Annotated in this window: 30 protein-coding genes and 1 pseudogene; 15 read left to right on the top strand and 16 right to left on the bottom strand. The window is 38.0% G+C overall.

The features are described 5' to 3' along the window. Positions 1-8: 8 nt before the first annotated feature. A complete protein-coding gene (locus tag JTI58_RS18905) occupies positions 9-308 on the bottom strand; it encodes a DUF3784 domain-containing protein (protein ID WP_205442959.1) in 300 nt (99 codons plus the stop codon). 768 nt (positions 309-1,076) lie between these two features. On the opposite strand from JTI58_RS18905, the gene JTI58_RS18900 reads away from it, so the two are divergent. Beyond that, on the top strand, positions 1,077-1,568 hold the full coding sequence (locus tag JTI58_RS18900) for a DinB family protein (RefSeq protein ID WP_205442958.1): 492 nt from the start codon (positions 1,077-1,079) through the stop codon (positions 1,566-1,568). Between the two features lie 406 nt (positions 1,569-1,974). Here the strand turns inward: JTI58_RS18900 and JTI58_RS18895 are convergent, their stop codons facing one another. Continuing rightward, positions 1,975-2,916 (bottom strand): oxygen-dependent tRNA uridine(34) hydroxylase TrhO, encoded by a 942-nt coding sequence (locus JTI58_RS18895; RefSeq protein ID WP_205442956.1) that lies wholly within the window; start codon positions 2,914-2,916, stop codon positions 1,975-1,977. A gap of 730 nt (positions 2,917-3,646) precedes the next feature. Here JTI58_RS18895 and JTI58_RS18890 point away from each other — a divergent pair. Next, positions 3,647-4,117, top strand: a complete 471-nt coding sequence (locus JTI58_RS18890) for a DUF2975 domain-containing protein (protein WP_205442954.1) — start codon at positions 3,647-3,649, stop codon at positions 4,115-4,117. Positions 4,118-4,197: 80 nt separating this feature from the next. On the opposite strand, the pseudogene JTI58_RS25250 reads toward JTI58_RS18890, so the two are convergent. Together JTI58_RS25250 and JTI58_RS18885 are read right to left on the bottom strand one after the other, a co-directional pair. Further along, positions 4,198-4,269 (bottom strand): annotated as a pseudogene (locus JTI58_RS25250) (hypothetical protein); the annotation flags it as partial. A 296-nt stretch (positions 4,270-4,565) separates the two neighbouring features. Continuing rightward, positions 4,566-5,009: an Lrp/AsnC family transcriptional regulator gene (locus JTI58_RS18885; RefSeq protein ID WP_205442953.1), complete on the bottom strand. Its 444-nt coding sequence runs from the start codon at positions 5,007-5,009 to the stop codon at positions 4,566-4,568. A gap of 211 nt (positions 5,010-5,220) precedes the next feature. Between JTI58_RS18885 and JTI58_RS18880 the strand changes: the two genes are divergently transcribed. After that, entirely contained in the window at positions 5,221-6,426 is a 1,206-nt protein-coding gene (locus tag JTI58_RS18880; RefSeq protein WP_205442951.1) for an MFS transporter, read from the top strand. A gap of 257 nt (positions 6,427-6,683) precedes the next feature. Here JTI58_RS18880 and JTI58_RS18875 read toward each other — a convergent pair whose 3' ends face one another. From JTI58_RS18875 to nagZ, 4 genes are all read right to left on the bottom strand, one after another. After that, complete coding sequence (locus JTI58_RS18875; protein ID WP_205442950.1) at positions 6,684-7,865, bottom strand: NupC/NupG family nucleoside CNT transporter; 1,182 nt, start codon at positions 7,863-7,865, stop codon at positions 6,684-6,686. A gap of 52 nt (positions 7,866-7,917) precedes the next feature. Then, positions 7,918-8,625, bottom strand: a complete 708-nt coding sequence (deoD, locus tag JTI58_RS18870) for a purine-nucleoside phosphorylase (protein ID WP_205442948.1) — start codon at positions 8,623-8,625, stop codon at positions 7,918-7,920. A 203-nt stretch (positions 8,626-8,828) separates the two neighbouring features. Beyond that, positions 8,829-10,265 carry an AcpB/EbpR/MafR family transcriptional regulator gene (locus JTI58_RS18865; protein WP_243456126.1) on the bottom strand — a complete coding sequence of 479 codons (1,437 nt, stop codon included), beginning with the start codon at positions 10,263-10,265 and terminating at the stop codon, positions 8,829-8,831. A gap of 67 nt (positions 10,266-10,332) precedes the next feature. Beyond that, entirely contained in the window at positions 10,333-12,021 is a 1,689-nt protein-coding gene (gene nagZ / locus JTI58_RS18860) for a beta-N-acetylhexosaminidase (protein ID WP_205442944.1), read from the bottom strand. Positions 12,022-12,212: 191 nt separating this feature from the next. Between nagZ and JTI58_RS18855 the strand changes: the two genes are divergently transcribed. Next, positions 12,213-12,608, top strand: coding sequence for a glucosamine 6-phosphate synthetase (locus JTI58_RS18855; protein ID WP_205442943.1), 396 nt, complete (start codon positions 12,213-12,215; stop codon positions 12,606-12,608). A gap of 131 nt (positions 12,609-12,739) precedes the next feature. Then, complete coding sequence (locus JTI58_RS18850) at positions 12,740-13,342, top strand: hypothetical protein (protein WP_205442942.1); 603 nt, start codon at positions 12,740-12,742, stop codon at positions 13,340-13,342. A 72-nt stretch (positions 13,343-13,414) separates the two neighbouring features. On the opposite strand, the gene JTI58_RS18845 is transcribed toward JTI58_RS18850, so the two are convergent. From JTI58_RS18845 to JTI58_RS18835, 3 genes are all read right to left on the bottom strand, one after another. After that, positions 13,415-13,630: a hypothetical protein gene (locus tag JTI58_RS18845; RefSeq protein WP_205442941.1), complete on the bottom strand. Its 216-nt coding sequence runs from the start codon at positions 13,628-13,630 to the stop codon at positions 13,415-13,417. A 160-nt stretch (positions 13,631-13,790) separates the two neighbouring features. Beyond that, a complete protein-coding gene (locus tag JTI58_RS18840) occupies positions 13,791-14,324 on the bottom strand; it encodes a GNAT family N-acetyltransferase (RefSeq protein ID WP_205442940.1) in 534 nt (177 codons plus the stop codon). A gap of 89 nt (positions 14,325-14,413) precedes the next feature. Next, positions 14,414-15,265 (bottom strand): GNAT family N-acetyltransferase, encoded by an 852-nt coding sequence (locus JTI58_RS18835; protein ID WP_205442939.1) that lies wholly within the window; start codon positions 15,263-15,265, stop codon positions 14,414-14,416. Between the two features lie 299 nt (positions 15,266-15,564). Here JTI58_RS18835 and JTI58_RS18830 point away from each other — a divergent pair, with 299 nt between their 5' ends. The 3 genes from JTI58_RS18830 to JTI58_RS18820 all read left to right on the top strand — a co-directional run bounded on the left by JTI58_RS18830 (position 15,565) and on the right by JTI58_RS18820 (position 17,913). Next, positions 15,565-16,737: a multidrug effflux MFS transporter gene (locus JTI58_RS18830; RefSeq protein WP_205447419.1), complete on the top strand. Its 1,173-nt coding sequence runs from the start codon at positions 15,565-15,567 to the stop codon at positions 16,735-16,737. A gap of 279 nt (positions 16,738-17,016) precedes the next feature. Beyond that, the gene (locus JTI58_RS18825) at positions 17,017-17,202 is read left to right on the top strand and encodes an antitoxin VbhA family protein (RefSeq protein WP_048390572.1); all 186 of its coding nucleotides are present in this window, start codon (positions 17,017-17,019) and stop codon (positions 17,200-17,202) included. 3 nt (positions 17,203-17,205) lie between these two features. Further along, positions 17,206-17,913 carry a Fic/DOC family protein gene (locus JTI58_RS18820; RefSeq protein ID WP_205442936.1) on the top strand — a complete coding sequence of 236 codons (708 nt, stop codon included), beginning with the start codon at positions 17,206-17,208 and terminating at the stop codon, positions 17,911-17,913. A gap of 335 nt (positions 17,914-18,248) precedes the next feature. On the opposite strand, the gene JTI58_RS18815 is transcribed toward JTI58_RS18820, so the two are convergent. Then, entirely contained in the window at positions 18,249-18,749 is a 501-nt protein-coding gene (locus JTI58_RS18815; protein WP_243456428.1) for a hypothetical protein, read from the bottom strand. A gap of 95 nt (positions 18,750-18,844) precedes the next feature. Here JTI58_RS18815 and JTI58_RS18810 point away from each other — a divergent pair, with 95 nt between their 5' ends. After that, the gene (locus tag JTI58_RS18810; RefSeq protein ID WP_205442934.1) at positions 18,845-19,297 is read left to right on the top strand and encodes an NUDIX domain-containing protein; all 453 of its coding nucleotides are present in this window, start codon (positions 18,845-18,847) and stop codon (positions 19,295-19,297) included. Between the two features lie 33 nt (positions 19,298-19,330). On the opposite strand, the gene JTI58_RS18805 is transcribed toward JTI58_RS18810, so the two are convergent. Together JTI58_RS18805 and JTI58_RS18800 are read right to left on the bottom strand one after the other, a co-directional pair. Then, positions 19,331-19,774 (bottom strand): GNAT family N-acetyltransferase, encoded by a 444-nt coding sequence (locus JTI58_RS18805; RefSeq protein ID WP_205442933.1) that lies wholly within the window; start codon positions 19,772-19,774, stop codon positions 19,331-19,333. Between the two features lie 10 nt (positions 19,775-19,784). After that, positions 19,785-20,102 (bottom strand): MazG nucleotide pyrophosphohydrolase domain-containing protein, encoded by a 318-nt coding sequence (locus tag JTI58_RS18800; protein ID WP_205447417.1) that lies wholly within the window; start codon positions 20,100-20,102, stop codon positions 19,785-19,787. A 79-nt stretch (positions 20,103-20,181) separates the two neighbouring features. On the opposite strand from JTI58_RS18800, the gene JTI58_RS18795 reads away from it, so the two are divergent. Continuing rightward, positions 20,182-20,757 (top strand): LOG family protein, encoded by a 576-nt coding sequence (locus JTI58_RS18795; RefSeq protein WP_205442932.1) that lies wholly within the window; start codon positions 20,182-20,184, stop codon positions 20,755-20,757. A 217-nt stretch (positions 20,758-20,974) separates the two neighbouring features. Then, on the top strand, positions 20,975-21,268 hold the full coding sequence (locus JTI58_RS18790) for a hypothetical protein (protein WP_205442928.1): 294 nt from the start codon (positions 20,975-20,977) through the stop codon (positions 21,266-21,268). Positions 21,269-21,335: 67 nt separating this feature from the next. Here JTI58_RS18790 and JTI58_RS18785 read toward each other — a convergent pair whose 3' ends face one another. Then, positions 21,336-21,533 (bottom strand): transmembrane Fragile-X-F protein, encoded by a 198-nt coding sequence (locus tag JTI58_RS18785; protein WP_205442926.1) that lies wholly within the window; start codon positions 21,531-21,533, stop codon positions 21,336-21,338. A 118-nt stretch (positions 21,534-21,651) separates the two neighbouring features. Between JTI58_RS18785 and JTI58_RS18780 the strand changes: the two genes are divergently transcribed. From JTI58_RS18780 to JTI58_RS18765, 4 genes are all read left to right on the top strand, one after another. Then, positions 21,652-22,629 carry a dimethylarginine dimethylaminohydrolase family protein gene (locus tag JTI58_RS18780; RefSeq protein WP_205442924.1) on the top strand — a complete coding sequence of 326 codons (978 nt, stop codon included), beginning with the start codon at positions 21,652-21,654 and terminating at the stop codon, positions 22,627-22,629. 82 nt (positions 22,630-22,711) lie between these two features. After that, positions 22,712-22,957 carry a YkuS family protein gene (locus tag JTI58_RS18775; RefSeq protein WP_205442923.1) on the top strand — a complete coding sequence of 82 codons (246 nt, stop codon included), beginning with the start codon at positions 22,712-22,714 and terminating at the stop codon, positions 22,955-22,957. Between the two features lie 132 nt (positions 22,958-23,089). Then, positions 23,090-24,256: a Ger(x)C family spore germination protein gene (locus JTI58_RS18770; RefSeq protein WP_205442922.1), complete on the top strand. Its 1,167-nt coding sequence runs from the start codon at positions 23,090-23,092 to the stop codon at positions 24,254-24,256. Positions 24,257-24,360: 104 nt separating this feature from the next. Beyond that, the gene (locus JTI58_RS18765) at positions 24,361-24,708 is read left to right on the top strand and encodes a VOC family protein (protein WP_205442917.1); all 348 of its coding nucleotides are present in this window, start codon (positions 24,361-24,363) and stop codon (positions 24,706-24,708) included. Positions 24,709-24,803: 95 nt separating this feature from the next. On the opposite strand, the gene JTI58_RS18760 is transcribed toward JTI58_RS18765, so the two are convergent. Continuing rightward, a complete protein-coding gene (locus JTI58_RS18760; RefSeq protein ID WP_205442915.1) occupies positions 24,804-25,571 on the bottom strand; it encodes a hypothetical protein in 768 nt (255 codons plus the stop codon). Between the last annotated feature and the right edge of the window lie 203 nt (positions 25,572-25,774).

The raw sequence follows: 25,774 nt of genomic DNA, 5'->3' as shown, positions 1-25,774 counted from the left end.
CACTCCTTTCAATAGCCTATTTGATTTAATCCGATGACTATAATAATCAAAATCACATCAATCATAGCCAAGACCCCAGAGATTTTTCCGACTGTATCCCCAAACCATATGGTAAAAATAGACGTAAAAATGGCTATAACACCTATCATCATTAAGAGAATACCAACTCTATTTTCTAGTCTTTCTTTATTAACCGGTTGCCACGTTTCCCTAAAACCTGCAAGAAATGAAAATGCCTGTTTTGTCCGAACAATATTGCCGGCCCAAATTACAAATACACCGAAAACTAGGCCAATTCCCATTTCCATTACTTTTGTCCTCCCTTTTCATGAGCAGTTATTTTTACAAATTTAACCTATGTATTCAACCAAATGACCCGTTTATGAAAGTGGCTTTTTATAGTACTTTACGTCACTTTTGTTTTAATCATTTGGTCAATTATAACATATAAAACAATATTTAGTTTATAGGCATCCAAGAAGAGGTTTCTTAAACATACTTGTTATAAACAACCATCTTTTAATTTCTCACTAAGATCTTTGTTGTTTGCTTGCAACTGCAGTTCTTCAACTAAACTGCTTAGTTCAAGTAAGTTATTAATAATTAAATTGAAAAAAACCAAACATATTCGGTAATATAAAGATCAAAAATAGCCCTGTAAACGAGTAGGTTATAAATCTTTTTCTATCTATACCCACTCTTAATTCCCAGAGTCCCAGACATACTAAATACAAACCTAACAACATACTAATCATTGGTAATATTACTATATAAATATTCATTTCATTTTCTCCTTTTTTTTATTATGTATCACTTTGAACTGCCATAGTCCCTCAACTTTAATACGTCTGAAATGAACAGAAGTTCCAAAATTAAATAAATTATCCATCTAAATTCACAAAAATTTAAACTAAAGTGCTCCGTTATTTTAAGTACTTTTCTTTACTAACACCAATTTAGTATTTTTTTCAATCACATGACCATGTATATTTTCACTCCTATATACTATTTTCGGAAAATTTGATAAATTGAGAGGAAGGAATGTGTTGAGCGTTACAAAAAAGGAGGCTATCCAAATGAGTAAAAAAGAACTTTTGCAAAATGGAGTCAATCAAGTTTTTTACGAAGAGGAATGGTACCCACCGTTATCAGAAGCATTAAAGAATCTCACTGCTGCACAAGCATGTTGGCAACCAGAAGGAAATGCAGCGAATACGATTTGGGAAAATGTAAACCATTTACTAATCTTTAAAGAGCGCTTAGTTTCTCGCTTACATAAAGATGACACATTTGTTGCTCCACAAAATAATGATGAAACGTTTGTCCAAGGTGGCGCTCATGATGAAGATGCTTGGCAAGAAACCGTGACGCGAACGCTTCAAGTACATGATGCCTTACAATCTTCATTAGCATCCCTTCAAGAAGAGGCATTAGATCAACCTAGTCCTGCTCTTCCAGTTTGGCAACAATATCTAAATATCCTGTTGCACGATGCATATCATACAGGGCAAATTGTCCAACTTCGTAAACTACAAGGTTCATGGCCAGCTAAGCGCTCATACTTATAAACGAAGATTAAAACGGCTTGCATATTGCACACAATAAAGCGATTTAAAAGCAGATGCCCCCTGGAGTTAGACACAAACTATCAACTGTAGGGGGCTCGTTTCATTATCTCTCGCAAGCCGTGTGTCCACCTTTTGCGAGCTTGCGCTAATTAAAGCCTGTTACATTTTTTTGAATACCCTGTGATCATCTACTTTAAACAGCTGCCGATTTATTCCCCTCTTCACCCAATGATTAAGTCATTTACCTTTTCCTTACATAAGAAAAAACACCCTATATAAGCGAGCAAACTAGTCCAATGGTGAAATGGATCGTTTGAACACTTACATTGAGTGTTTTAAAAACCTCTAAATAGTGGGTTATGAAAGTTATTGAATAGCGTTTTGTATGTTTAGACAGCCCACATGCTTATGCTTGTAACGCCTCAATTGCTTGAGCTACTTGCTCTTCTGTTAAATTGTGACGCACGATGTAGCGGTTGCGTGCATGCTTTGTACATTCGATTGTACAGCCACCTAAATGCTTTGCTTCATTTTCCTCAGATGCAATGATTTGCTTGTTACATTCTGGGTTTGCACAGTTAATGTAACGTTCACAAGGTTCTCCGTCATAGTGATCACGACCGATAATCACATGCTCTACTTGATTGATTGGCACCGTTAAACGCTCATCAAAAACGTACATTTGACCGTCCCATAATTGGCCTTTCGCAACAGGGTCTTTTCCGTATGTTGCCACACCGCCATGCAATTGACCGACATTGCCAAAGCCTTCACGTTTCATCCAGCCAGAAAACTTCTCACAACGAATCCCGCCCGTGCAATACGTTAAAACATTTTTCCCTTCGAATAGCTCGCGGTTTTCACGTACCCATTCTGGAGTATCACGGAAGTTTTTTACATCTGGTCGAATCGCGCCACGAAAATGGCCGACATCGTATTCATACGTGTTACGCACATCTAATACTACTGTATTTTCATCTTGCATTTCAGCAAGGAATTGTTCTGGTGACAGGTAACGACCTGTTAATTCATGTGGGTTTACGTCTTCTTCTAAGCCTAAGTTGACTAACTCAGGACGTGGGCGTACATGCATTTTTTTGAATGCATGATCATCTGCCGCATCAATTTTGAAGACAATGCCTTCAAATAATGGGTCAGCTTGCATGTTTGCCATGTATTGCTCTGTTTGCTCAATCGTACCCGAAACAGTACCGTTAATACCCTCATTGGCTACTAAAATACGACCTTTTAAACCGATCTCTTTACACATTTCTAAGTGCGTTGCTGAAAACACAGCTGGATCTTCAATCTTCGTGTAATGGTAATATAATAATACTTGATAATTCATTGTTTTCCACCTATCATTTCAATATTTGCAGGATATTCCTGATAGTGTCTTTTACGACCTATTAACAATAAAGGATAATCAGTTAATATGCTATCGGTAATTAGACTGAAATGAGTATCAATATATTTTTCCACATTCTGGACTTGTAGATAAAAAAAGACATATTCCTTCCTAAAGAAATGTGCCTGATTGTTGCAAGAAGAAACTTTTCAATAAATTCTTTTTATATATCTTTACTGAAGTCTTTCAGCAATTATCTCAATACGAGAGTTTGGAATCTTAGCGTGTTCAAATAAAATTAGCAACAGGACTTTTCAGAATATAACCAGGGAGAGTCCTTTTCATACAGAGATTATTCAATAATCCAAGATATTGATATCTTTACGAAATCTTAGTAACTAGTTAAAAATTAGATTTCATCAATTTAGCTTGTATGATTTACTGGGTGATTTTTAGCAAATAACACCGCTCCAAGAACAGCTATGTGCTCCCATTATTTATTCTAAAGCGACTTAAACAAAAAAGACGCATTCCCCATTTTAAAAATTGCGCCTACTTGTTCAGTTACTTCATGATAAAACTGACAATAACTGAAGTATGATTCCCACATGATTATCAAGTAATTATTTGAATAACAACAATAATATAATAAAAAACGAAATAAATATATTGATAAACGATAATAAATAGACTAATATCATATTATTATAAAATCAATGAGGTGCTTCATATGAATGTTAAACTAAGTTCAACTTTTTTCTTAAAGATCGTTGCTTTTCTAATGGGCATTGCGGTACTTGCTGTATGTATATATTGGTTACCTCAAGCAGCTATACAAGATGCACAAGTGCGTCCAGGAGATTACTCGATATATCCATTGTTAATATGTGCCTATGGCGTATGCATTACGTTTTCTGTTGCATTGTATCAAGCATATAAACTATTGAGTTATATCCATTTAAACAATGCTTTTTCAGAGTTATTCCTTAAATCCTTGAAGGCTATAAAAAAATGTGCTTTTACAATTATTTTCTTCATTTTGTTGTTAATCGTTTACTTAAGGATTTTTGCTATGTTCACAGGTGAAGACGCAGCAGGTCCGATCGCACTTGGTCTAATAGCGATTTTTGTAACAGCTATCATCGTAGCCATTATAGACGTACTTCAAAAGCCCATAAAAAATATCCTAGAAAAAATGTAGGTGTTTATTTTGCAAGTATAACTACTTTCCCTACCGAATTATGACCCTTAAATGACACAAAAATTAGACACTATATGAAGTTAAGTAGCTAAGAAGGATTGAAATCGGTATAGTACCGAGCTCAATCCTTTTATTTTCTCTTTTATACGTTTCTGATTTTAATATTCACTATATAGTACAAGATCTCGCTTATTACTCAACAATATGGCCTTATTCAGAAAGACACTCTCCACATTGATGAAAAGCGCCCGATAATTGAAAAGTTCACTGCCTATAAACAGTGAACTTTTCATACTTGATTTATTCATTAAGGTAGCTGTAAAACTTACTCATTAAATATTTGTCTATCTCTCCTAAATAGAGAAAACCCAATTTTTCATTCAATGCTTAGCCATTTTTACATAAATAACTGTATTCAAATCGATCTTTTTATAAAAGGTTATAAAAATTAATAATCAACATTTAAATTTGGTAGCAATGGTTTGTCTTCAATAGGTGATGATAAGGAAATCAATGTAGTAGAATCGCCATACCTCATGCTATCATTTTCAAATAATTCAAGTTCCTTTGTTGATTCCACTACTACCTTAATTAGATAATTGTATTCTCCGCTAATTCGATGACACTCTACTACTTGTGAAGCTTGCATACAATAATCAACGAAATTATTGCACTTGGTAGTCCGGAAAAGGATAAAAGCAACAATGGATTTTCCGACTTTTTCATTCGATACTTTAGCCCTGTAGCTTTTTATCACGCCTTGTTCTTCTAGCCTTTTTACCCGCTCTGTTATTGCTGGTTGAGATAATCCTATAAGTTTTCCGAGGGCAGTCATTGACAACCGAGCATCTGATTGTAAATGCATGAGTATATCTCTATCAATACTATCCATTTAAGCACCCCTTCATATCATTTACGATAGTGATATCAAATTGTAGGACGTATATGACCCTGAAATCATTATATTATAATTTAAACGTGATAGCATCAAATTACATTGTTTTTATAACCAAATATAAATTTATTCCTTTATTATCAAATGTAAAATTCAAAATCTGATTAGTATAATTAATCCTATCAACTAATCAGGAGGCCTTTTATAAATGGATAATAATAGTGATTTAAGTAAACAAAATTCTTATGCAATACCCTCAGAACGTCTTCCTTGGGCAGGTTTAATGGCGCTCGCTATGGCTGGGTTTATATGTATCCTTACCGAAACTATACCTGCTGGTTTACTAATAGAAATAAGCAAAGGACTCGGTGTGTCAGAATCCCTTGCAGGTCAACTTGTTACAGCTTATGCTCTTGGTTCACTCATTGCAGCTATTCCTATAACCACTGCAACACAAGGATGGCATAGGAAGCCCTTACTGCTTTTGTGTATTATTGGATTCCTTGTATTTAATACTATTACAGCCTTATCTTCTAGTTTGACCTTAACTTTAATCGCTCGCTTCTTTGCAGGTGTAACGGCTGGAGTCCTGTGGGGGCTGACTGCGGGATATGCACGACTGATGGCGCCAGAATCACTAAAAGGAAGGGCAATGGCCGTAGCCATGATTGGTACGCCTCTTGCATTAGCTTTGGGTGTTCCTACTGGGACATTTCTCGGTTCCCTTGTTGGCTGGAGAAATGTCTTTGGCATAATGTCACTTTTAGCAGCATTACTGATTTTATGGATTATTTGGAAAGTCCCAAACTTCCCTGGACAAACATCTTCAAAACGAATGACTCTTCTAGAGGTTTTTATTACGCCTGGAGTTCGTCCAATCTTGTTTGTTGTATTAGCTTGGATACTTTCGCATAACATGCTTTATACTTATATCGCACCATACCTTTCCGAAGCAGGACTTGCCAAACGAATTGATTTGATTTTACTTGTTTTCGGTATGGCATCTTTAGTTGGAATCTGGGTTATAGGTATATTCATTGAGCGTAGACTACGTACTTTAGTTTTAATGAGTCTGGTCGGATTTGGATTAGCATCATTCGCATTAGGTATCGGAATTAGTCATCCTATTATCATTTATAGTGCTGTAACTGTATGGGGCTTAACCTTTGGTGGAGCAGCAACACTGACGCAAACAGCCATAGCAGATAATGCTAAAAAAGGTGCGGATATTGCCCAATCTATGTTAGTTACTGTTTGGAATCTCGCTATTGGTGGCGGGAGTGCAATTGGAGCAGTTCTGATAGAATCATTTGATGTGAGTTCTTTTCCATGGGTAATGTTTATCCTCATTCTTCTTGGATTCCTAGTAGCATTTCGTGCAAATGTTTATGGGTTTCCTCAAAAAAACCAATAATTAATTCCTTGTAAAGAACATTGTCATCCTCCTTTAAAAAGAATAACTAAAAGGGGTACTTCATATTCCTATACCATGTCACTGTAGGTAGAAGTTGATCTTTATCGGATTATTTCTAAAACATGGCCCGATTGCGCTGTAGATTAAACTAATACCGTTCTCCAAAAATCGTAAGCTACTTACTTTCCATAAAATAAAAGAGGCTACCGAAATAATATGGTAGTCTCTTTCTTTTTTTAATCACGTATCGTTTCTATTTAAAACACAATCCCAATAATAATCGCTGATAGAACACTTACAAGGGAGGCACCGTATAGCAGTTTTAATCCAAAGCGTGCTACCACATTGCCTTGCTTTTCATTTAACCCTTTTACTGCACCTACAATGGTACCAATCGAGCCAAAGTTAGCAAAGGATATGAGGAAAACAGAGACAATGGCTGCTGTACGCTCACTGAAGCTATCTTGGATTTTAACGAAGTCCAGCATGGCAACGAATTCATTTGCAACAAGCTTTGTCGCCATAATACTACCAGCATTCACAGCTTCATGCCAAGGTACACCCATGACAAAGGCAATTGGGGCAAAGACATACCCTAGGAAACCTTGGAACGAGATGCCGAAAATGCCATTAAACACACCATTAATGAGGGCAATTAACCCAACAAAGCCTACTAACATAACCCCGACAATGATGGCTACTTTAAAGCCATCCATAATGTATTCGCCTAGCATTTCAAAAAATGTTTGCTTTTCGCCTTCCTGCACTTCAATTATATCTTCCTCCGCTTTCACTTCATACGGATTAATGATCGAGGCTACGATAAAACCACCAAACAAGTTTAATATTAAGGCAGCCACTACATACTTAGGCTCTAGCATCGTCATATAGGAGCCCACAATGGACATAGATACCGTTGACATCGCAGAAGCACATAAGGTATAGAGTCGATGCTTTGGTAAAAAGCCAATTTGGTTTTTCACTGAAATAAATACTTCATTTTGCCCCACTATTGCCGCTGCAACCGCATTATAGGATTCTAGTTTACCCATCCCATTGATTTTACTTAATACTAAACCAATATACTTGATGATAAACGGCAGGATTTTATAATGTTGTAATATGCCGATGATGGCTGACATAAAAACGATTGGCATTAAAACATACAGGAAAAATGTATGTGCACCCTCATTCGCCATTCCACCAAATACAAAATTCGTACCCTCGTTGGCATATTCAAGTAGTTTTGCAAAGCTATCAGCAAAACCTTTAATTAAAAATTCCCCGATACCTGTTTTCAGTAGAAGAAACCCTAAAACAAGCTGGATAACAATCATCACAATGATTGGGCGGTATTTAATCTTTTTCTTATTATTGCTTGCAAGCCATGCTAAAAATAGCACGAGTAGTAGACCTACTATCGAAATGATATAATGCATGTTGTCCCCTCCGTTACGAACAATGTTTTCAAATGTTTTCTCTTCCCATCCCTTACTCCTCGATAATTGTGTGTAGAGCAATGTCCACCATATCAAAAAAGGACTTTTCACTTTCCTCGTGCGTTAAGCTTTCATTTGTTAATAATTGACTACCTACCGTCAAAATAGATAATGCCTTTACCCCATATTTTGCGGCTAACGTATAGAGGGCTGTGCTTTCCATTTCTACCCCTAGCACACCGAATTCCATAAACTTATGAAGCCTGTCTAATGTTTCACGATAAAATTCATCTGAATTATAAATGTTGCCAACAAAGACATTTCCCTTTTTCCCTTGCGCTAGTTGAAACGCTTTCATTAATAAAGAAAAATCCGCAATTGGTGCGTAATTATTGCCGTAGAAAATTTTCTCCGTCAAATTGCTGTCTGAAGACACGGCTTGGGCTAAAATGATATCGCGGATTTGAATGTCCTTTTGCATCGCGCCACATGTGCCAATACGAATCAATTTTTTCACGCCATAATCGTTGACCAATTCAGTACCGTATATACTCATCGATGGATTGCCCATGCCCGTCCCCTGCACTGAAATCGGCACGCCTTTGAACGTTCCTGTGTAACCATACATTCCTCTTACTTCGTTATAGCAATAGACATTCTCCAAAAAATGCTCTGCTACAAATCTTGCACGTAAAGGGTCTCCAGGTAATAAGGCACGCTCAGCTATTTCTCCCTTTTTTGCTCCTAAATGTCTACTCATTTTCATTCCTCCAAAAACTTGTTATTTATCTCAAATTCATTAGGTAACCGTTTTCATTTACCAATAAAAAAATACCCATAGCCATTTCCAAACCGATTTCTTCTACAAGAAATCCGTTCAGAAACTACTATGAGTATAAGATTTAATGATCATAACAAACTAGACCAGATTGTTACGTAGTGTACGGGAAATAATTGACCAAATTACCGAAGCAATTCTTGACGAATATTATCTAAATCTCTTTTGGAGGGAATCGTGGATATAATAACAACCGGCACTGTCGTTAAAGCAACTGGAAAATTACTTATAACAAAATCAATGTCATGCTGCTGCACCATTTCATCCGTTAGCCCCTTCATAATAGAGGTATTAATAATCAACTGGTCCCCAATTTCATTTTTGATCAAATTAGCTATATAATGGCGGATTGAAAACTCCTCACCAATGACCAAGAAGGCTCGTTTACTTTTATAACGTAGCCCTGAACGAACAAGCAAGGTAAGCTTGGTTAAATGAAAGTCATTATACAGGACAGAAGGGTACGCATTTTGCCACGTTTGCATACAGGTCTGCATATCTTGGTAAATTTGCTGACATTCAATTTGAACATAGTTTGTTAAATTACTTTGTGAAATCATCAGCCATTCAGGGATGGCATTATCGATGAAAAGCTTGTCCAGGAACTCATAAACCTCCAAGCTAAACCGCTCATTCATATCTAGATTAGGGTAAGCCTTTGCTAATAAGGTGAACAGCTGCTGCGCCATTTGATCAATCTCTTTATTCTTATATAATTCGATTTCCTTCATTGGCGTCATGTCTGACCCTTCATAATAATGATATTGGCTTAGACTAAATAGAGATTGCATAAAAAACCGTTCACTCTTTGGTAATTCAATCGAAAATTTTTCTTCCAGTGCCTGTGCAAAGTCTTTTACTGGCAAATAAAACAGCCCACTTTCCCAAGCGTAATCACCCTCCGTAATTTTGACATAGTTGCCCTTTCTTACTCTTTCCAAGACAATGGCCACTAAAAAGGATAATTTCCTTTTGGAATTGATAAAATAAACAATGCTTTGCTCATGCTCTATATGCGTGATGTATTGATTAATAAAATCAAAGTCACTATTGGTAAATGGCCATCCTGTAAACTCATAGGCATCACCATATAATTTCCAATAAAAGTAGCGGATATTCAATTCATTTCCCTTTACGGCTGGCGTCGAGTATGTGATGCGTAGCTTATACGGCTTCAAATCATGATTATTTAGTTGCATGATCAGCTTCTTCAACGAGGAGGTGCTCATAAACATGGCTTCTGCCAGCTCCTCCATTGACAATTGTTTCCTATTTACAAACAATACATGCATTAGTCGATAGAAGATGGTTTGCCTGAGCATGCTAGAAAGCACTTCACTAACGGTTGTACTTCGCCCATCACGTTGTAGAAAAATCCCCTTCCCTCTAGATACTTCAATAGTCATCGCTGCTGGTAATTGCTGATTAATCTCCTCAACGAGCTTACGTATGGTCTTATCTGAAATATGTAAACTTTTTTCAACCTCTGCTAAGGTAAACCATCTTTGTTCAGAATCTAGCAGCGTTAATAATTGACTAGCTAATTTGAATTCCTTATCCACGTTCTCACCCTTATCCATCATTCACAAAAAGGAACATACATCACTTGCTGTATGTCCCTTTTCGCCTTTATTTCATATACGTATTCAATACTTTTGCGATGTCTGTATTAAGCTTGTTGATATCGACCGCTGTCACGGGTTGATTGACAAGCTGATATTTTTCTTTTAGTTTTATTATTCTGCGGACGCTATCATTTATGCGCTCCTCTGTTATTTCCCCATTGCTGACAGCTGCTTTCACCGCTTCTATAGCTGCTGTAATATTGGCATACTCATGGGCAATTAAAATAATATCACTACCAGCCTTGATCGAATCGACAGCTGCTTGCCCGATCGCATAATGATTTGTGATAGCTTTCATCGTCATATCATCTGTCATGATAACACCATCAAAGCCTAGTTGCTTTCTTAGCATACCCGTAATAATTTCCTTCGACATCGAGGAAGGATACTGTGGATCGATCTTTGGCAATAAAATATGAGCGACCATAACGACATCTGCACCATTGTTAATGGCGTCTTTAAATGGGACAAGCTCTAGCCGATTCAAGTCGTTCAAGCTTTTTGCCACCTTTGGCAATTCGAAATGGGAATCCACTGACGTGTCACCATGCCCAGGGAAATGCTTGACGACAGGAATAACCTGCTCAGACTCCAGACCCTTCATTGTCTGAATGCCTAATTTGCTGACGATAGCAGGATCATTGGAAAACGAGCGATCTCCGATAATCGGATTATTCGGATTGCTATTGACATCTAATACAGGCGCAAAGTCCAAATTGAAGCCAAATGCCTTTAATTGCTCCCCTAATAATTGACCTATTTCAAATGAAAACTTAGATTGGTTAATGTCCCCAATTTTTTTGTTCGTTGGGAAATTTTTTAATGCACCTGGTAATCTGACTACTTTGCCACCCTCTTGGTCAATGCCAAGGAAAAGTGGTAGCTGATTATTCGCATTGGCAGCCATTAAGTCATTCATCAATGTGACCGTTTGCTGGGGTGTTTCAAGATTATTGCCATAAAGAATCAAACCACCTACTTTAGCCTTTTGAATGAGGCTTGTTGCCTCCTGCTGGAGCGTCGTACCTGACACACCTGCAAACATTATTTGACCGATTTTCTCGTCCAATGTCATCTGTTCCACCGTATCTGGTGCTTGTGGTTTAAGTTCCCTATAAACCGAAATATGATGAACCGCAGGATTGGCATCGCTGTCAGTCGGTTTCGGTAAGATCCACTTTAATTGATAGCTGGCATTGACTTGGTAGACAAGAATAATTTGATTGGTCGTCGGATCCTGATAGTAACGAACTTCATCAGGTTCACCCAATTTATTTTTAATATCTGCTAAACGAATGCTTTTAATATTCTCTTTCGATGAACGAATATCGAAGGCCTGTGAACCTCGATAACCAATCGTCACATTCTCATAATCTTCATATTGTCCATTGGCTGATTCAGTGACTTGCTGAGGTTCTCCCCATTGCTCATGAACCGTTTGTTGTTCAGTATCTCCTACTGCAAATGGCACATCTGGTATTTTTCCTTCTTGCGCGAATTGAGCAATGTCCTGTATGAGGGCCTCCATATTTTCTGAACCACTTTCCTGTTCGGACGCATCCTCTTGAACGGGCGTTGTCTCAGGATTTCTAGTCGGTTGTGTGACTGGCCTCATTTTCATGCCGAGAAAAAAGACCAAACCCATTAACATCAGCACAAGAACTAACAGCAAACCACGTCTTTTTTTATGCATGTAAAAACCTCCTTCACCAAGCAATATGGCGACTTCGAACAAATCTATCAACTAACGTTATCATAACTGCCACCTGAATTCAAAGCTCACGCTATGAACAGAATCACGGCCTTCTATAGAAAATATTATCGTAAGCTAGCAAAAATGCAAAAGAAGATGTTAAAATATTCACATAAAGGGGGATGTAAGGCATGGGGAAATTAAGCAAAAGAAATATATTGTGGATTGTGCCAATCGGTATCTTAGGGGTATTTTGGTACTTTTATGGCCCACAAAAGGATATTACGGACAACGAATACATTACATATGTAAAAAACTATTCCTATGAAAATAGTACAAAAACATTAGAGAGTGCCTTTGCCTCTGCCTGCGAAAATCCATATTGGGTTTATTTTGAAACACAAAAGGGACAGGATGTAGTAGAGTTCGAGGGCGATTGTACGGTTAACAATGAAGTAGCCAAGATCAATGTACAATTTCTTGTAGACAACGACATCACAAGTGTCCAATCAGGTGCAATGCTTGTCGATAGTAAAATGCAGGAAGAAGCAGACCGAGATCAATTTTTACTAGCACTTGCTCAATAATGAATGGTATGTAGACCCTTATAGTGATGCTATGAGGGGTTTTTTTGTGGAAAAAGGATGGAAGCGGATAGAATGAGGTGGATAGAAATTCTAAAGTAGCGTATAGATCGTGGAGATTGAGGGATAGCCTTGTGAAAGCGGATAAATCAAGCTATGTGGTGGATAGCAATCCTAAAGTTGCGGATAGCCCTTTGAATGTAGCGGATAGATCGCGGACATTGAAGGATAGCCCTGTGAAAGTGGATAAATCAAGCAAAATGGTGGATTGCAATCCTAAAGTAGCGGATAGCCCTTTGAAAGTAGCGGATAGATCGTGGAGATTGAAGGATAGCCTTGTGATAGCGGATAAATCAAGCTATGTGGTGGATAGCAATCCTAAAGTAGCGGATAGCACTTTGAATGTAGCGGATAGATCGTGGAGATTGAGGGATAGCCTTGTGAAAGTGGATAAATCAAGCTATGTGGTGGATAAGACTCCTAAAGTAGCGGATAGATTACGTAAATTGAAGGATAGCCCTTTGAAAGCGGATAGATCAAGCTATGTGGTGGATAGCAATCCTAAAGTAGCGGATAGCACTTTGAATGTAGCGGATAGATCGTGGAAATTGAAGGATAGCCCTTTGAAAGCGGATAAATCAAGCAAAATGGCGGATAGCAATCCTAAAGTAGCGGATAGATCGCGGAAATTGAAGGATAGCTCTGTGTTGCTAACGTATCCTCCTATCTATTTTTAGTGTAAAGGAAGCTTTTAGTTTTACTAATCAATATAAAAACCCATGCATATCTCTGCATGGGTTGAGCTACTATTAACCATTTCTAGTAGAATGGGAGGACTTTAATATGGTCCGTTCAATGATTCTAATTTCGTTATTTAGTTTTGTAATCGCCGCTTCAATTTGTTGATAGCGCTCCATTCGCTTGACCTTCTCTGTTGGAATGGAACCCTTTAGAGCAGCCTGTCCCGCGTATAAGCTTGACAGTAAATCTAGCTTTTGAAAATAAGCTGTGCTGTATTGCTCCATAACACCCAGCCCCTCATCTGTTACTTTTTTGCACGAACTTATGAATTGTTGTTCATATAAGAACTATAACCGAAAAAAGTAACCTCAAAACTCCATCTAAATTATTATTTATTATCCATTTCCAAGTAAATTATTATTCTATAAAAGCGCTAAAGCTACGTTATTCATCTTTTTTTAATAAAGAATAGATAAATGTATCATGTGCTTGTCCCTTTTGATACATATAGTCCCTCAATATGCCTTCCTGTTGGAATCCAAGTTTAATCAATAGCTGAGTGGATGACTCATTTTCTAAAAAAACTACGGCTCCGATACGATTTAACTTCATATTCTCAAAACCATAGGCAATCACTTTCTGCACAGCTTCTTTTGTAAAACCTAGTCGCCAGTAATCGGGATGAATTTCATAGCCAATTTCTGCTCGCTGATGTGCAGCCGACCATAAATGAAAGCCAACTGTACCAATCACTTCATTCGAATCTTTTCGTTCGATTCCCCAACGAATCCCACGCTTTTCTTCAAAGGTTTTGGCAAATTGCTTAATTAATTGTTTGGCCTGCTGTGTGTCGACAAAGGGTTCCTGCCCATAATAGCGTGTTAAAGCCTCATTGGAAAAACAACGAAAAATCGCAGGAACATCCTCCTCTGTGAGTTCTCTTAACCTAAGTCTTGCTGTTTCTAATACTGGAAACATCCTGTTCCCCTCCTCTACCATCCATAACATTCTCTACTCTTCCTTCAAAATCCTTTTTTGACAACATAAAAGTAGGCTCGCACGTTTGCTTAGCCGAAAGCTTGTGCTGCTAGAGCAAATAATGTTTGATTTCGAGTAGGCATTCTTTTGGCATTGCGGATCATGACAGGCGGTGTGGCAGCCAGCGTAAAACCACTTTGTTGTAAAATTGGACTCAGCTCCTTGTGGACAGACGGACAATCGATACGTAATTTCCCCTGGTAGCCCTTAGCCAATTCATTGATAATATAATGCGCTATTTCCTTATCTGGCGCTACGATTGGTCCTAAAAGAAGATAAATTGGCCCTGCGATTGTTAAGCCATAGCCAATCATTTGGTTGTGTTGATTTTTCACGACAACACAGCGCTGTGACTGCTGAATTCTTTTACGCAAAAAGACGCTTCTACTATCCCCAAAGGCTGCTGCATCAAGTTTAACAAGCTGTTCAAAATCCTGTTCTTGCAATTCATTGATGGTGCCAAAACAATTTGCTTCCCTTGTCGTCTCTACAAATTTGTTCGCCAAATATTTATGTACATGTTCCACAGTCGTGAAGCCCATTTTTTGATATAATGGTTCTCCTTCTTTCGTAGCTACGAGCATAATGGCTGTGTCATCTGAAACACTATCGATACAGGCTTGTGTAACAATTCTACCTAAGCCAAAACCTCTACATTGTTCATGCACAATCACCATGCCAATGGAAGCTACATTTGTATCATAGAGAATAATGGCTGCACTAGAAACAATTTTTCCTTCCATATTTTTATGTCCAACTATTCGACCTGCTGCCATGATCGTTTCTATTTCATGGGCATCGTAATCCCATCCAACTGAAGCTGATAGCTCAATTAATCCCTGAATATCGGTAGAAGTAAATAATGTTAGCTCAAAATTCAATTAGGTTCACCCTCTATCATTCAAATTAAAAAAGAACATTTGTTCTATTTTATAAAATTCACCTTCTATGTACAAGCAATTTCTCTTAATAATTGATAGGTTTAGCAATTATTACTATATAAATATTGTAAAATAGCCTATAATAGCTACTAGACTATGCACTCCTACTTCAAGCATATAAAGGTGATTTCAACATGACTTCTTATGAACGTATTCTTATAATGGTCCCGCCGTTTCCCTAGCTACGCAATCTACTTGTAACTGACAAAGTAGAATTTTGCTTGTAGGAGGGCAATATGTTGAAAAAACAGGCAGTACCATCTTTATTATTAATGATCGTTCTTGTGGCTTTTCCACAAATTAGTGAAACGATATACACACCATCTCTACCGGATATCGCAGCTGCACTTGATGTAAACTTTAGCTCAGTCCAATTAACCTTGAGCATCTATTTTATTGGCTTTGCATTCGGCGTTTTCTGCTGGGGATGGATTTCTGATTTTATTGGCCGTCGACCTGCCATGCTAGCCGGTTTAATTTTTTATGGAATAGGTAGCCTACTCTGTTTTTACGCAGAGACAATCCCTTTTCTGCTAGCTAGTCGGTTGATCCAAGCGTTCGGTGCCGCAACTGGCTCCATTATTACGCAGACCATTTTGCGTGAAAGCATGACGGGGAATCAACGCCATGCCATGTTTGCTCAAATTTCAGCCGTCATTGCCTTTACCCCAGCGGTAGGGCCGTTGATTGGTGGTTGGGTGGATCAAGCGTTTGGCTTTCGAGCTGTGTTTTTTGTCCTTGTCATCATGAGTCTCTTGTTGTTTATTTATGCTTATTGCAGACTTCCAGAAACAACCGATCCTGCAACAAGACAAAGAACGGCGATTTGGCCTGTCGTCAAACGCATTTTTGCTTCACCCATCGTGCTTGTCTATGGATTGCTAATTGGAGGCATCAATGGTATCCTTTTTAGCTACTATGCCGAAGCACCCTTTATTTTCATCGAGCATTTTCAGCTGTCACCAGGTCTGTATGGCTTTCTTGGTATCATTGTTGCCCTTGCTTCCATTATAGGGGCCATGATTTCAAAACGGCTCGTCATCATCCAGCCACCACAAAAAATCATTCATGTTGGTTGTTTAGTGATACTTGGTGGCACTTTACTTTTGACCATCGTCTGTACGCTGCCATTGCATACGAACTTGATGGCCATCGGTATGATGATTACTGTTTTTATCATGCTGTTAGGCTCAGGCATTGCACTTCCGAACTGTCTAAGTCTAGCATTAGTAGACTTTCAGGATGTCATTGGTACAGCAGGCGCTATCTTTAGTCTCGGCTATTACTTACTCGTCAGCGCCATCACATCTGGTATGAGCTTGCTACACAACGGTTCTTTACTAACAATGCCACTTTATTTCTTAGGTCTATCCTTCATGATGTGGCTTTTTGGGAGAAAGTTTATTCGATAATGGAAGAAAGCGGGCTTCCAATCCTATGGCTTTTAGATTGATGAAAGACTTAGAACAAAACCTCTTCTCCGAATAGAAAAAGTGGGTGAAATTTTACTCTTCGTAAAATTTCACCCACTCTGATTATAGACTTGCCTAGCTCCAAATTTTTCCACTCAAACTGTAAATGCTAATGACAAAGATTGAACTATGTCAGTAGGAATCGTGTAGTGGTCTAACTATCTCCTGATGCATAAAACTGATATAATAGATATACCATTAAAATGAGGGGTGTTATTTATGAAAGAAAATTCATCCTTGGAACGTAAAAAGCAAGTGCAATTCGCAGTGGGTATGGCTGCCATTGACGGTGGAAAACCGAGCGCATTTACACAAAACCTCTTAAACCAATATGAAAATGGTCAAGTATCATCCAGCCAATTGAAACAAGCGATTGTTGAAAAATATACAAGGGCTTCACAGTAGTTTATGGACCCATATATTTATCCTAATACAAACGTCTTAATCAACAAATTAAATATTCGAGATGGACAACAATTGATTGACGTTGAAGCACAACTGTTAATCGCTGGGATTATAGATATTTCTTCTATCACGTATGAGATTGACTTTCAAAAATATGAAAGTCTCCAAAAGATTCATCACTTCCTTTTTCATGAGCTATATTCATGGGCTGGAGAATTCCGCACAGTCAATATTTATAAAAATGAACATGTTTTAAATGGATTATCTGTTGCTTATAGTGATAAAGATCACATTGTATCTGATTTAAAAACTATTTTCAGTTGGTCTAAATCTAAGCAATGGAAGTATTCTAATCCTCGCCTAGTAGAGGACTTTTCTTCATTTATGACAAAGCTTTGGCGTGTTCATCCTTTCCGAGAAGGAAATACACGAACAGTATCGATTTTCATGAAGCTTTTTGCTGAAGCAAATAGTCTAGACTTCAATGCTCAATTGCTCTCACAGCATGCAGGATATTTACGAAATGCACTAGTTCTTGCCGCAGTAGAAGAAGCTTCGGAACCACAATATTTATTGAAGATGATGACAGATGCACTGGATGTAGCTGATTTCAATAAATTCAAGGCTGACGATGAAACGTCTAGTAATTATCAAGTAATTGGGCGTTATGATGTTTCCAAGTATAAAGAAAAGCCCTTTGAAACGGATTAAAGAATGATTTCATTTACCGATTAAGTATGTTTTAGTTATTTTATACACTAAAAAAGATGGTGATTGTAATTGAATCATCATCCTTTTCGTATTTATATTCCGCAAAAGGTATCAATTAATTCATTTAAAACCTGTCTCAATGGCTTTCATTTTTTTCATATGGATAACTCACTCTTATATTCTTAGAAAAAACTCATCCCAATTGAAATTTAGGTTTCTAAACCCCTATTCAATCGAAGATGCATTTTTTATTTGTCTATACTGTTGAAATCAGTCCTTAGAATCAAGTTTTCTCTTTTCTTGAATATCAGCTAGTTTTGTCCCAGGTTCTTCTCCTATCCTTGAAAATAATAATCCAAAACTTCCTGAGCGGAATGGAAAACTTTATTGCTTTGCGTTTTATAAAGAAATTTGGGATTCGTACAAGCTTTCTCCAGACTTTTTGCCTGCTTTAGCTTATCCGTCATTTGCTCGATAATATCTGTATAGCCATCAAGCTGATTTGAAATTTTCGGTAGCATCGTCGGTGAGATATCGAGTACAATAGAGACTTGATCCTCAGCATAACTATTTAAATTGATAAAAAAGCATTCTTCCAAATGCTTTGAATGTTTATCTACATTAATGACAGCCTCTTGATAATTGGCGATTAACCCCGTTGAGGTATTCGTAATCGTAAAGCCTTGTTGTGTCAAATGCTGTTCAACTAGCTTTAAAAACTGCTCCACCTCTGCATCTAGTTTCGGTGTAACATTGGATTGAATTAAATCATTACAATTCTGATAAATGGTATCAATTTCAGTCTGTTTGTCTACAAGTAATTTAAAATTGGACATTGAATACACGCTTCATCTCCCCTTTTTACTAAGGTAGACATTCATGAAGCGTTTTAGTCATGATCACAAAAAATAACAATTAAAAGGAGAAGTCGATGATTAGAAATTCTGTCAAAGCAATTATCATCACGGATGGGAAGCTATTGTTAACAAAAAATCAAGATGACGAGGGCTACTTTTATCTTTGCCCAGGTGGCGGACAGGAGCATGGAGAGACCTTCCACAAAACGCTACAAAGAGAATGCCTTGAAGAAATTGGCTCCTCCGTTCAGATTGGAGAGCTACAATTTATCCGAGAATACATCGGACAAAATCATGAGCATGCCGCCTTTGACGCAGATGTACATCAAGTAGAATATTATTTCCTATGTCAGGTACAGGAGCAAACCAGCCAACCAACAAATCCAGATAGTCATCAAGTCGGAACACAATGGATTCCCATTGAAAAGCTTCATACTTATAGACTTTACCCTAAAGCCCTTATCCAACCACTACAACAATTTATTCAAGGACAACAAACAGCTATTTATTTGGGCGATGTCAATTAAAACAGGCTGTCTATCTCCATAGACAGCCAATTCTTAAGCTAACACTTTCACCATCGTATAGTAGCTACTGCCTGGAGGGTAATCTTTAATTTCTCCCACTACTTGATAGCCATGTGCCTCGTAAAATGTACGCGCTTGAAACGCGTAGGTTGTCAGCAAGGCTTTGGTTGCCCCCATGTCCTTCGCTACCAATTCTGCTTGTGCTAAGAGCTTTTTGCCAATACCCTTTCCACGATATTCTTCACTAAACCAAAATTTATGTATTTCCACCCATCCCCAGTAGATCTCAGCCGTTAGACCACCTATCCATTGCTGCTGTTGATCTGTGACGATCAACTGTAAAGGACGAACCGCCCCCTTCTGTCTACTTTCACGATGATAAGAGGAATGCTCATTATTGTAGGCACGAATTTTTTCGCTTAAAAAATTCGTAAAATCCTCATGCTGTTCACGTAGAACCTCTACTTGATATTCCATTTTGCTCCTCCTACTCCTGGTAGCGTTTTATAAGCTTGTCTTGATGAGCCGCAAATATCTCTTCTAGTGGAATATCATATTGATTGGCAATGACTATAAGATTCCCTAGGACATCCCCTAGCTCTTCAATCAGCTCCTGTTTATTTTCCTCAAAGGACTGTGTTTTTTCATCTGGTCGATCTCTACCAATCTCGATTGCTCGAATCGCCCTCGCTACCTCACCTGTTTCTTCTGCCAAAAAGCCAATACGTGTAAAAATATTGAGCTCTGACCAGCCACGTGCTTCATAATAATCCTTTACCCAGCGTTGAAATTCATTTAGTTGCAATTCTGTTTCCTCCATTTCCTTCCTCTTCAAAATAAATTATACTATAAAAGAATTTGATCAGATATGGAGGAAATCAACTATGAAAAGTATTGCCGTATTTTGCGGATCCAGTCTAGGCGCTTCTGACGCTTATCGTCAAGGAGCCATTTTACTAGGAAAAGAATTAGCCAAAAGACAAATTACCCTTATCTATGGTGGTGCTTCTGTAGGCATCATGGCAACAGTAGCGAATACAGTGCTAGAAGAAGGCGGCAAGGTCATTGGGGTGATTCCGACATTATTAGAAGAACGTGAAATTGCGCATCAACAGCTGACAGAACTAATTGTTGTGAACACAATGCATGAACGTAAAAGTAAAATGATGGAATTAGCAGATGGCTTTATCGCCCTTCCTGGTGGACCTGGAACATTAGAGGAATTTTTTGAAGTATTTACGTGGAATCAAATCGGTCTGCTTCAAAAACCCTGTGCTATTTTCAATATGGAACGCTATTTTGATTTATTAATTTCATTCTTTGACCATATGCAAAATGAACAATTTTTAAAAGCCCAATATCGTGAGGCACTTATTGTCGATGAGGACGCAGCAGCCCTATTAGATAAATGCGAAAGCTTTGTTCCTCCAGCTGTGAAAACCTATGAATTAAGCAAATAATAAAGTGATGAGGTTGGACCTAGTTGGACTAACCTCACCTTTTTCAATCTCCAAAATTTGGTTGAAGAGCTAGGAGGAGATGACTATGCGAAACAAAAGATGGATCTGGTCGTTCGGATTACTAGTGATCATTTTGCTGCTCGTGTTTTTTCGCAAACCGCTCATTTCCTTTCATGATGCTGTACCTGAATGAAATACAGCTAATATCCAACTTGTTTTGATTTCAGATACGAGAGAAAAATCGTATTATCTGGACGCTGAGGAAACAGAGCAACTGATCTCGATACTAGATAATCTAGTGATGAAAAAGAAATTCATACCGAATATACCCGCATTTAATACGGATGCTTATATGATTTTCAATTCTGCCAATGCAGAAGAATCGTATACAATCCAAGTGGATTATGACAGAAATATCATCGGTATTAACGTGCATCCTAAAAATATGAAGCAATACATTCTTGCGGACAATGCTGATTTATTTTTATTTGTTCAAAGTTTCTTAAACTAATCAGGAGGGATTCGAATTTGCTCGATCCTCTCCTGATTTTTATGTAGGAAATCATACACTTCATTTTTCAATCGATTTTATCAACCCGCCTCCTTTTCACTGCTACCACAGCAATCAATACCAGCCCGAGCTTCACCAGCCCAATCATGGCATACAGACTAAAGGAAAGAATCGCTGGTAATAATACCAGCCACCACGACCATGTAATGACATCTGTTAGCTTTAATACGACAAAGAAAATGGTCAACACTTCTGCAATGCCCATCTTTTCACCACCTTACAACCCATTCTTGACTATATAGTAACTATATACCTTACGATAAGGAACATCGAAGGAAAAGTTTTCACTATTTTTTCTAAATCATACAACAGGAGGAAGTACGATGACGAATATTTTTGTAAAAAGTGAGTTTGCTCCTTTAAAACGAGTTGTCATGGCGCAATCGGAATTTGCTTTTCCAGCGAAGGATGATCTAACAGATGATGCATTTTTAACAGAAGAAACATTGGCACTTTATGCAAACACAGATACACTCGGTAAAAATTTCAAAGACGTCTTTCCAGAAAGACAGCAGCAATGGGAATTGGAAAGAGCCAATTTAAAGAAGGTATTAGAAAAATACGATGTAGAAGTACAAGTACCAAGATGTTTAACAGACTATGAAAAAGAGACAGGAAAAGAAGATGGCTATAGCAATTTCTTCGTTCGCGATCCCTTTTTCACCATCGGCCATTTCTTAATCGAGGGTTCCCTTCGATTCCCACATAGACGCAACGAAGTTTTGCCAGTGCGCAATCTTTTAGCACAGGAAGCAAACGAAAATCAATGTTTCTATGTCTCCATTCCAAAGCCTGATATGGCAGATGGTCTGGATTCTGAGGCTGGCCCATTTTTAGAGGGTGGCGATGTGTTAGTGTTAGATAAAACGATTTTCGTCGGAAATTCAGGATTAGCCTCCAATAAAAACGGAGTGCAATGGCTGCGTAATCTGGCAAGTAACGTTGATTATAAGGTGGTCGAAGTGCCGCTTCATCCAACCATTCTCCATCTCGACTGTGCGCTAAGCTTGGTTAGAGAGGGTCTGATGATTGTTTGTGAGGAAGCGCTCGTAGACGGCATTCCCGAACAGCTACAGGATTGGGATAAAATTCACGTTTCTCTAGAGGATGCCGCAAGACTTGCTACTAACGGTTTACCAATTAATGAAGAAGTCTATATTACAGATAAAGAATTTACATGGATCGGCGAGCAACTAGCACAGAGAGGTATCACAGTAGAATATGTTGATTTTACAATCTCTCGAAGCTTTGGCGGTTCTTTTAGATGTAGTACACAACCACTATTACGGACAGATCTCTAAAAATTATCCATCTCCTCTAAAAAAATAATATGAATAATGAGCTACCTGAAATGGCACATTATTTGTAGGAGGTGGACAAGGAATGTCTAGAATTATTGGTGTTGAACAATCATTATCAAATATTGAGGATGCTTTAAAGGCACAAGGCTATGAAGTCATCCAGCTTCGTAATGAAGAGGATGCAAAAAAATGTGATGCTTGTATCATTACAGGTCAGGACCGCGATGTTATGGGAATTAGTGATCCAGTCATGGCAGGTCCTGTCATTGATGCGGATGGACTTTCGGCAAACGAGGTCGTTCAACGCGTCCAAAAATATTTCCACTAAAACCACTAGTGCTGTCTCCAAGTCATTTTTGACAAGAGCAGCACTTTTCTACATACTAAATGGTCTCTACTTATAATACCTTGCGTTCTTGTACAAACTAATATACACGAACTTTAAAAAGTAGGGAGACATATGAGCCAAAAAAAGATTGCGATTATTATTGTCATGCTTACGACTACACTACTGATGTCAGGCTGTTGGGATGTCACAGAGCCACAACGAATGTATTACGTACAAGGTGTAGGGGTTGACTATAAGGATAATGAATATACAGCATACTTACAAATTATCAACTTTGCTAATGTAGCGAAAACAGAATCCGCTAATCCAGAAGCGGCACCTACCGAAATTGGCCAAGCGAAGGGAAAAACAATAGAAGAAGCCATTTACAAATTGTATCGTTCAATGGACCAAGAAGTATTTTGGGGACATATGACCTTTCTTCTCTTCTCCGAGAGTGCTATGAAAGATGAGCGTGCTATTGCGGTTATTGATACTTTTTTACGCTTTCGCGAGACCAGATATCATATTTGGGTTTACTGTACCCAAGATCCTATTAAGGATGTTTTATTAGTTTCTCCATTGTTAGAGAAATCACCAACTGCAGCCAAATTAAGTAATCCTAAAAATACAGCTAAGCAGGAGTCATTTGTAGAGCCTGTCAATTTAAGACAGCTAGTCATTGGCTTAAATGAGCCAAACCACGAAATGAAAATTCCTTACGTAACCGTCAACGAAAACTGGGAAACAACAGATGGATCCAAAACAGAAACCGTTTTTGCTGGTGTTGGTATTCTGTCAAAGGATAGTTTTAAAGGCTATATTAAAGGCAAAACGGCTCGTGGAATCGAGTGGATGAATGATGAAACAAAGCAAGGTGAAATCACCGTTGAATTAGAAAATAATGAAAAAAGTGATTACTTAACCGTTGATATTAAAAAGCTAGATGTTAAAGTCAAACCAATTGTCAAAGGGAATGATGTAACATTTGAGGTCTATTTAAAATTCGATACGATTTTAAATGGATTTAAAGGGAAGCTCACACCTAATCAGGTAAGAAAAAAAGTAGAAAAAGCAGTCAGAGAAGAAATCATGACTACCTTTGAGGAAGGGCTAAAGCTGGATGCAGATGTCTTCCGCCTATCCGAATATCTTTATCGTGGTAATGTAAAAACGTGGAAAAAATTAGAGAAGGATGGTAAAATTCCATTAAGCAAAGACTCCATTAGTAAAATCGATATTCATATTAATAAAGTAAGCCCTGGCCGTAAAACATTTGCAGAGACGGTTACCGAATAATAGGTAGAGACCATTCAAATTGGCATGGTCTCTTTCTTATGCCCAACTTGTCATGCTATATTGGTAAAGATGAGGAAACTTTAAATAGACAGGAGTTCGAGACGATGATAAAAGGTTTTGGCGGCATTTTTTGGCGAACAAAGAATCTAGATGCTATAAAAAAATGGTACAGCGAAGTCTTGATGTTGGAAATAGACGATTGGAATGGGACAATCATGAAACCCCAAGAAGGCAATGAAACGATCTTTTCTTTCTTCACTGAACAGGACAGTTATTTTCCCATAGAACAACAAGTAATGTTGAATTTCCAAGTACATGATTTAAACGAGATGATAAAGCATCTTGAACATCTTGCTGTTCCCCTTGCAAAGCCTCTAGAGAGTAGCGAATTCGGAAAGTTTATTTGGATTAAAGATCCAGAAGGTCGACTGATAGAGCTTTGGGAGAAATAGTTTTTAATCTTTACTAAATACGGCCACAATAAGTAAGAGCATGTTTTGAAAACATATAATCAAAACATGCTCTTTAGGTTTTAAAAGCTGCACGGCTAAACCCTTTGCTTTTTCTCTTGGAGCGAGGGGAATCCAGCTCGAGACCACAACCATAATGGCGTATGAATATCGATTGGGGCTATTCCTGTGCCTTTGAGTGCTTGCTCCCAGGCATTCGCTACAACTTTACGATCATTTGCTCCCCCATCTAACACCTCTTCCATACATAACCCCAATTTAACAGTTGCTTTCATTATATGTGTATCTGGAGCGATTGTTATAAGCTCCCGAGAACGCCACTTAATAGATGCGTAGCTCTCCAAAACATATAGCCAGTAATTGAAAATTTTAGGTCCAGATAAATAGGGGAATTCCGCTTTGCGAGTATGTTGCATCAGCTCTTTTAAGATAGCAATATCAAAGTGAGTAGATGCTATCAGCCCCTGTACATCTCCATTTGCAGAGGAATTTACAATACCTTTCGCTACTCGTTGCCAAATCTCAGGATGTCGATTAGGTTGTAAAGCAACACGATGAAGCAATAATGCCTCGCGTAAATCATGAATATCACAATTTGAGACGATTTCAGGCTGAAAAATCCATGCTGTTTTTTCATCTTGATAAGCCTTGACAACAGATTCCCACAACGCATAAGAATTTCGTTGATAATTCAAAGCCATTGCTAGCGTTAGCACATGAAGTAAATCTGCATCTTCTACAACACCCTTTAATGCATCTTCAGGCATTACTTCCCCACCAAGATCTCCTTCTTCATACATCTCCAATAAGGTTCTAACATGCTTTAATAATTGTTCATTTCCCATTTAAAATCCTCCAAAGCTTGCCTACTCCCTATCATACCTCAAACCTAAATAATTTGGATTGAATTTTCCAACTATTTGTTATCACGCAATCCTATCTAAGTGCTATTGATGGTATTTTTTTGGTTGTACTGAGTGAAGAAGTCTAATGATGTTGTTCATATAAAAATCCCCTTTAAATAAGACGTGTAAAATTAAGGTCCTTC

This window comes from Lysinibacillus fusiformis (assembly GCF_016925635.1).
GTDB lineage: Bacteria > Bacillota > Bacilli > Bacillales_A > Planococcaceae > Lysinibacillus > Lysinibacillus fusiformis_F.
The sequence above is the reverse complement of the archived record's forward strand: the minus strand, read 5'-3'. Positions and strand labels throughout refer to the sequence as shown.

Coding starts and splice junctions, on each gene's coding strand:
- JTI58_RS18905 (WP_205442959.1), bottom strand. CDS start 308: ATGGAAATGGGAATTGGCCTAGTTTTCGGTGTATTTGTAATTTGGGCC.
- JTI58_RS18900 (WP_205442958.1), top strand. CDS start 1,077: ATGAGTAAAAAAGAACTTTTGCAAAATGGAGTCAATCAAGTTTTTTAC.
- JTI58_RS18895 (WP_205442956.1), bottom strand. CDS start 2,916: ATGAATTATCAAGTATTATTATATTACCATTACACGAAGATTGAAGAT.
- JTI58_RS18890 (WP_205442954.1), top strand. CDS start 3,647: ATGAATGTTAAACTAAGTTCAACTTTTTTCTTAAAGATCGTTGCTTTT.
- JTI58_RS18885 (WP_205442953.1), bottom strand. CDS start 5,009: ATGGATAGTATTGATAGAGATATACTCATGCATTTACAATCAGATGCT.
- JTI58_RS18880 (WP_205442951.1), top strand. CDS start 5,221: ATGGATAATAATAGTGATTTAAGTAAACAAAATTCTTATGCAATACCC.
- JTI58_RS18875 (WP_205442950.1), bottom strand. CDS start 7,865: ATGCATTATATCATTTCGATAGTAGGTCTACTACTCGTGCTATTTTTA.
- deoD (WP_205442948.1), bottom strand. CDS start 8,625: ATGAGTAGACATTTAGGAGCAAAAAAGGGAGAAATAGCTGAGCGTGCC.
- nagZ (WP_205442944.1), bottom strand. CDS start 12,021: ATGCATAAAAAAAGACGTGGTTTGCTGTTAGTTCTTGTGCTGATGTTA.
- JTI58_RS18855 (WP_205442943.1), top strand. CDS start 12,213: ATGGGGAAATTAAGCAAAAGAAATATATTGTGGATTGTGCCAATCGGT.
- JTI58_RS18845 (WP_205442941.1), bottom strand. CDS start 13,630: ATGGAGCAATACAGCACAGCTTATTTTCAAAAGCTAGATTTACTGTCA.
- JTI58_RS18840 (WP_205442940.1), bottom strand. CDS start 14,324: ATGTTTCCAGTATTAGAAACAGCAAGACTTAGGTTAAGAGAACTCACA.
- JTI58_RS18825 (WP_048390572.1), top strand. CDS start 17,017: ATGAAAGAAAATTCATCCTTGGAACGTAAAAAGCAAGTGCAATTCGCA.
- JTI58_RS18820 (WP_205442936.1), top strand. CDS start 17,206: ATGGACCCATATATTTATCCTAATACAAACGTCTTAATCAACAAATTA.
- JTI58_RS18815 (WP_243456428.1), bottom strand. CDS start 18,749: ATGTCCAATTTTAAATTACTTGTAGACAAACAGACTGAAATTGATACC.
- JTI58_RS18810 (WP_205442934.1), top strand. CDS start 18,845: ATGATTAGAAATTCTGTCAAAGCAATTATCATCACGGATGGGAAGCTA.
- JTI58_RS18805 (WP_205442933.1), bottom strand. CDS start 19,774: ATGGAATATCAAGTAGAGGTTCTACGTGAACAGCATGAGGATTTTACG.
- JTI58_RS18795 (WP_205442932.1), top strand. CDS start 20,182: ATGAAAAGTATTGCCGTATTTTGCGGATCCAGTCTAGGCGCTTCTGAC.
- JTI58_RS18785 (WP_205442926.1), bottom strand. CDS start 21,533: ATGGGCATTGCAGAAGTGTTGACCATTTTCTTTGTCGTATTAAAGCTA.
- JTI58_RS18780 (WP_205442924.1), top strand. CDS start 21,652: ATGACGAATATTTTTGTAAAAAGTGAGTTTGCTCCTTTAAAACGAGTT.
- JTI58_RS18775 (WP_205442923.1), top strand. CDS start 22,712: ATGTCTAGAATTATTGGTGTTGAACAATCATTATCAAATATTGAGGAT.
- JTI58_RS18770 (WP_205442922.1), top strand. CDS start 23,090: ATGAGCCAAAAAAAGATTGCGATTATTATTGTCATGCTTACGACTACA.
- JTI58_RS18765 (WP_205442917.1), top strand. CDS start 24,361: ATGATAAAAGGTTTTGGCGGCATTTTTTGGCGAACAAAGAATCTAGAT.
- JTI58_RS18760 (WP_205442915.1), bottom strand. CDS start 25,571: ATGGGAAATGAACAATTATTAAAGCATGTTAGAACCTTATTGGAGATG.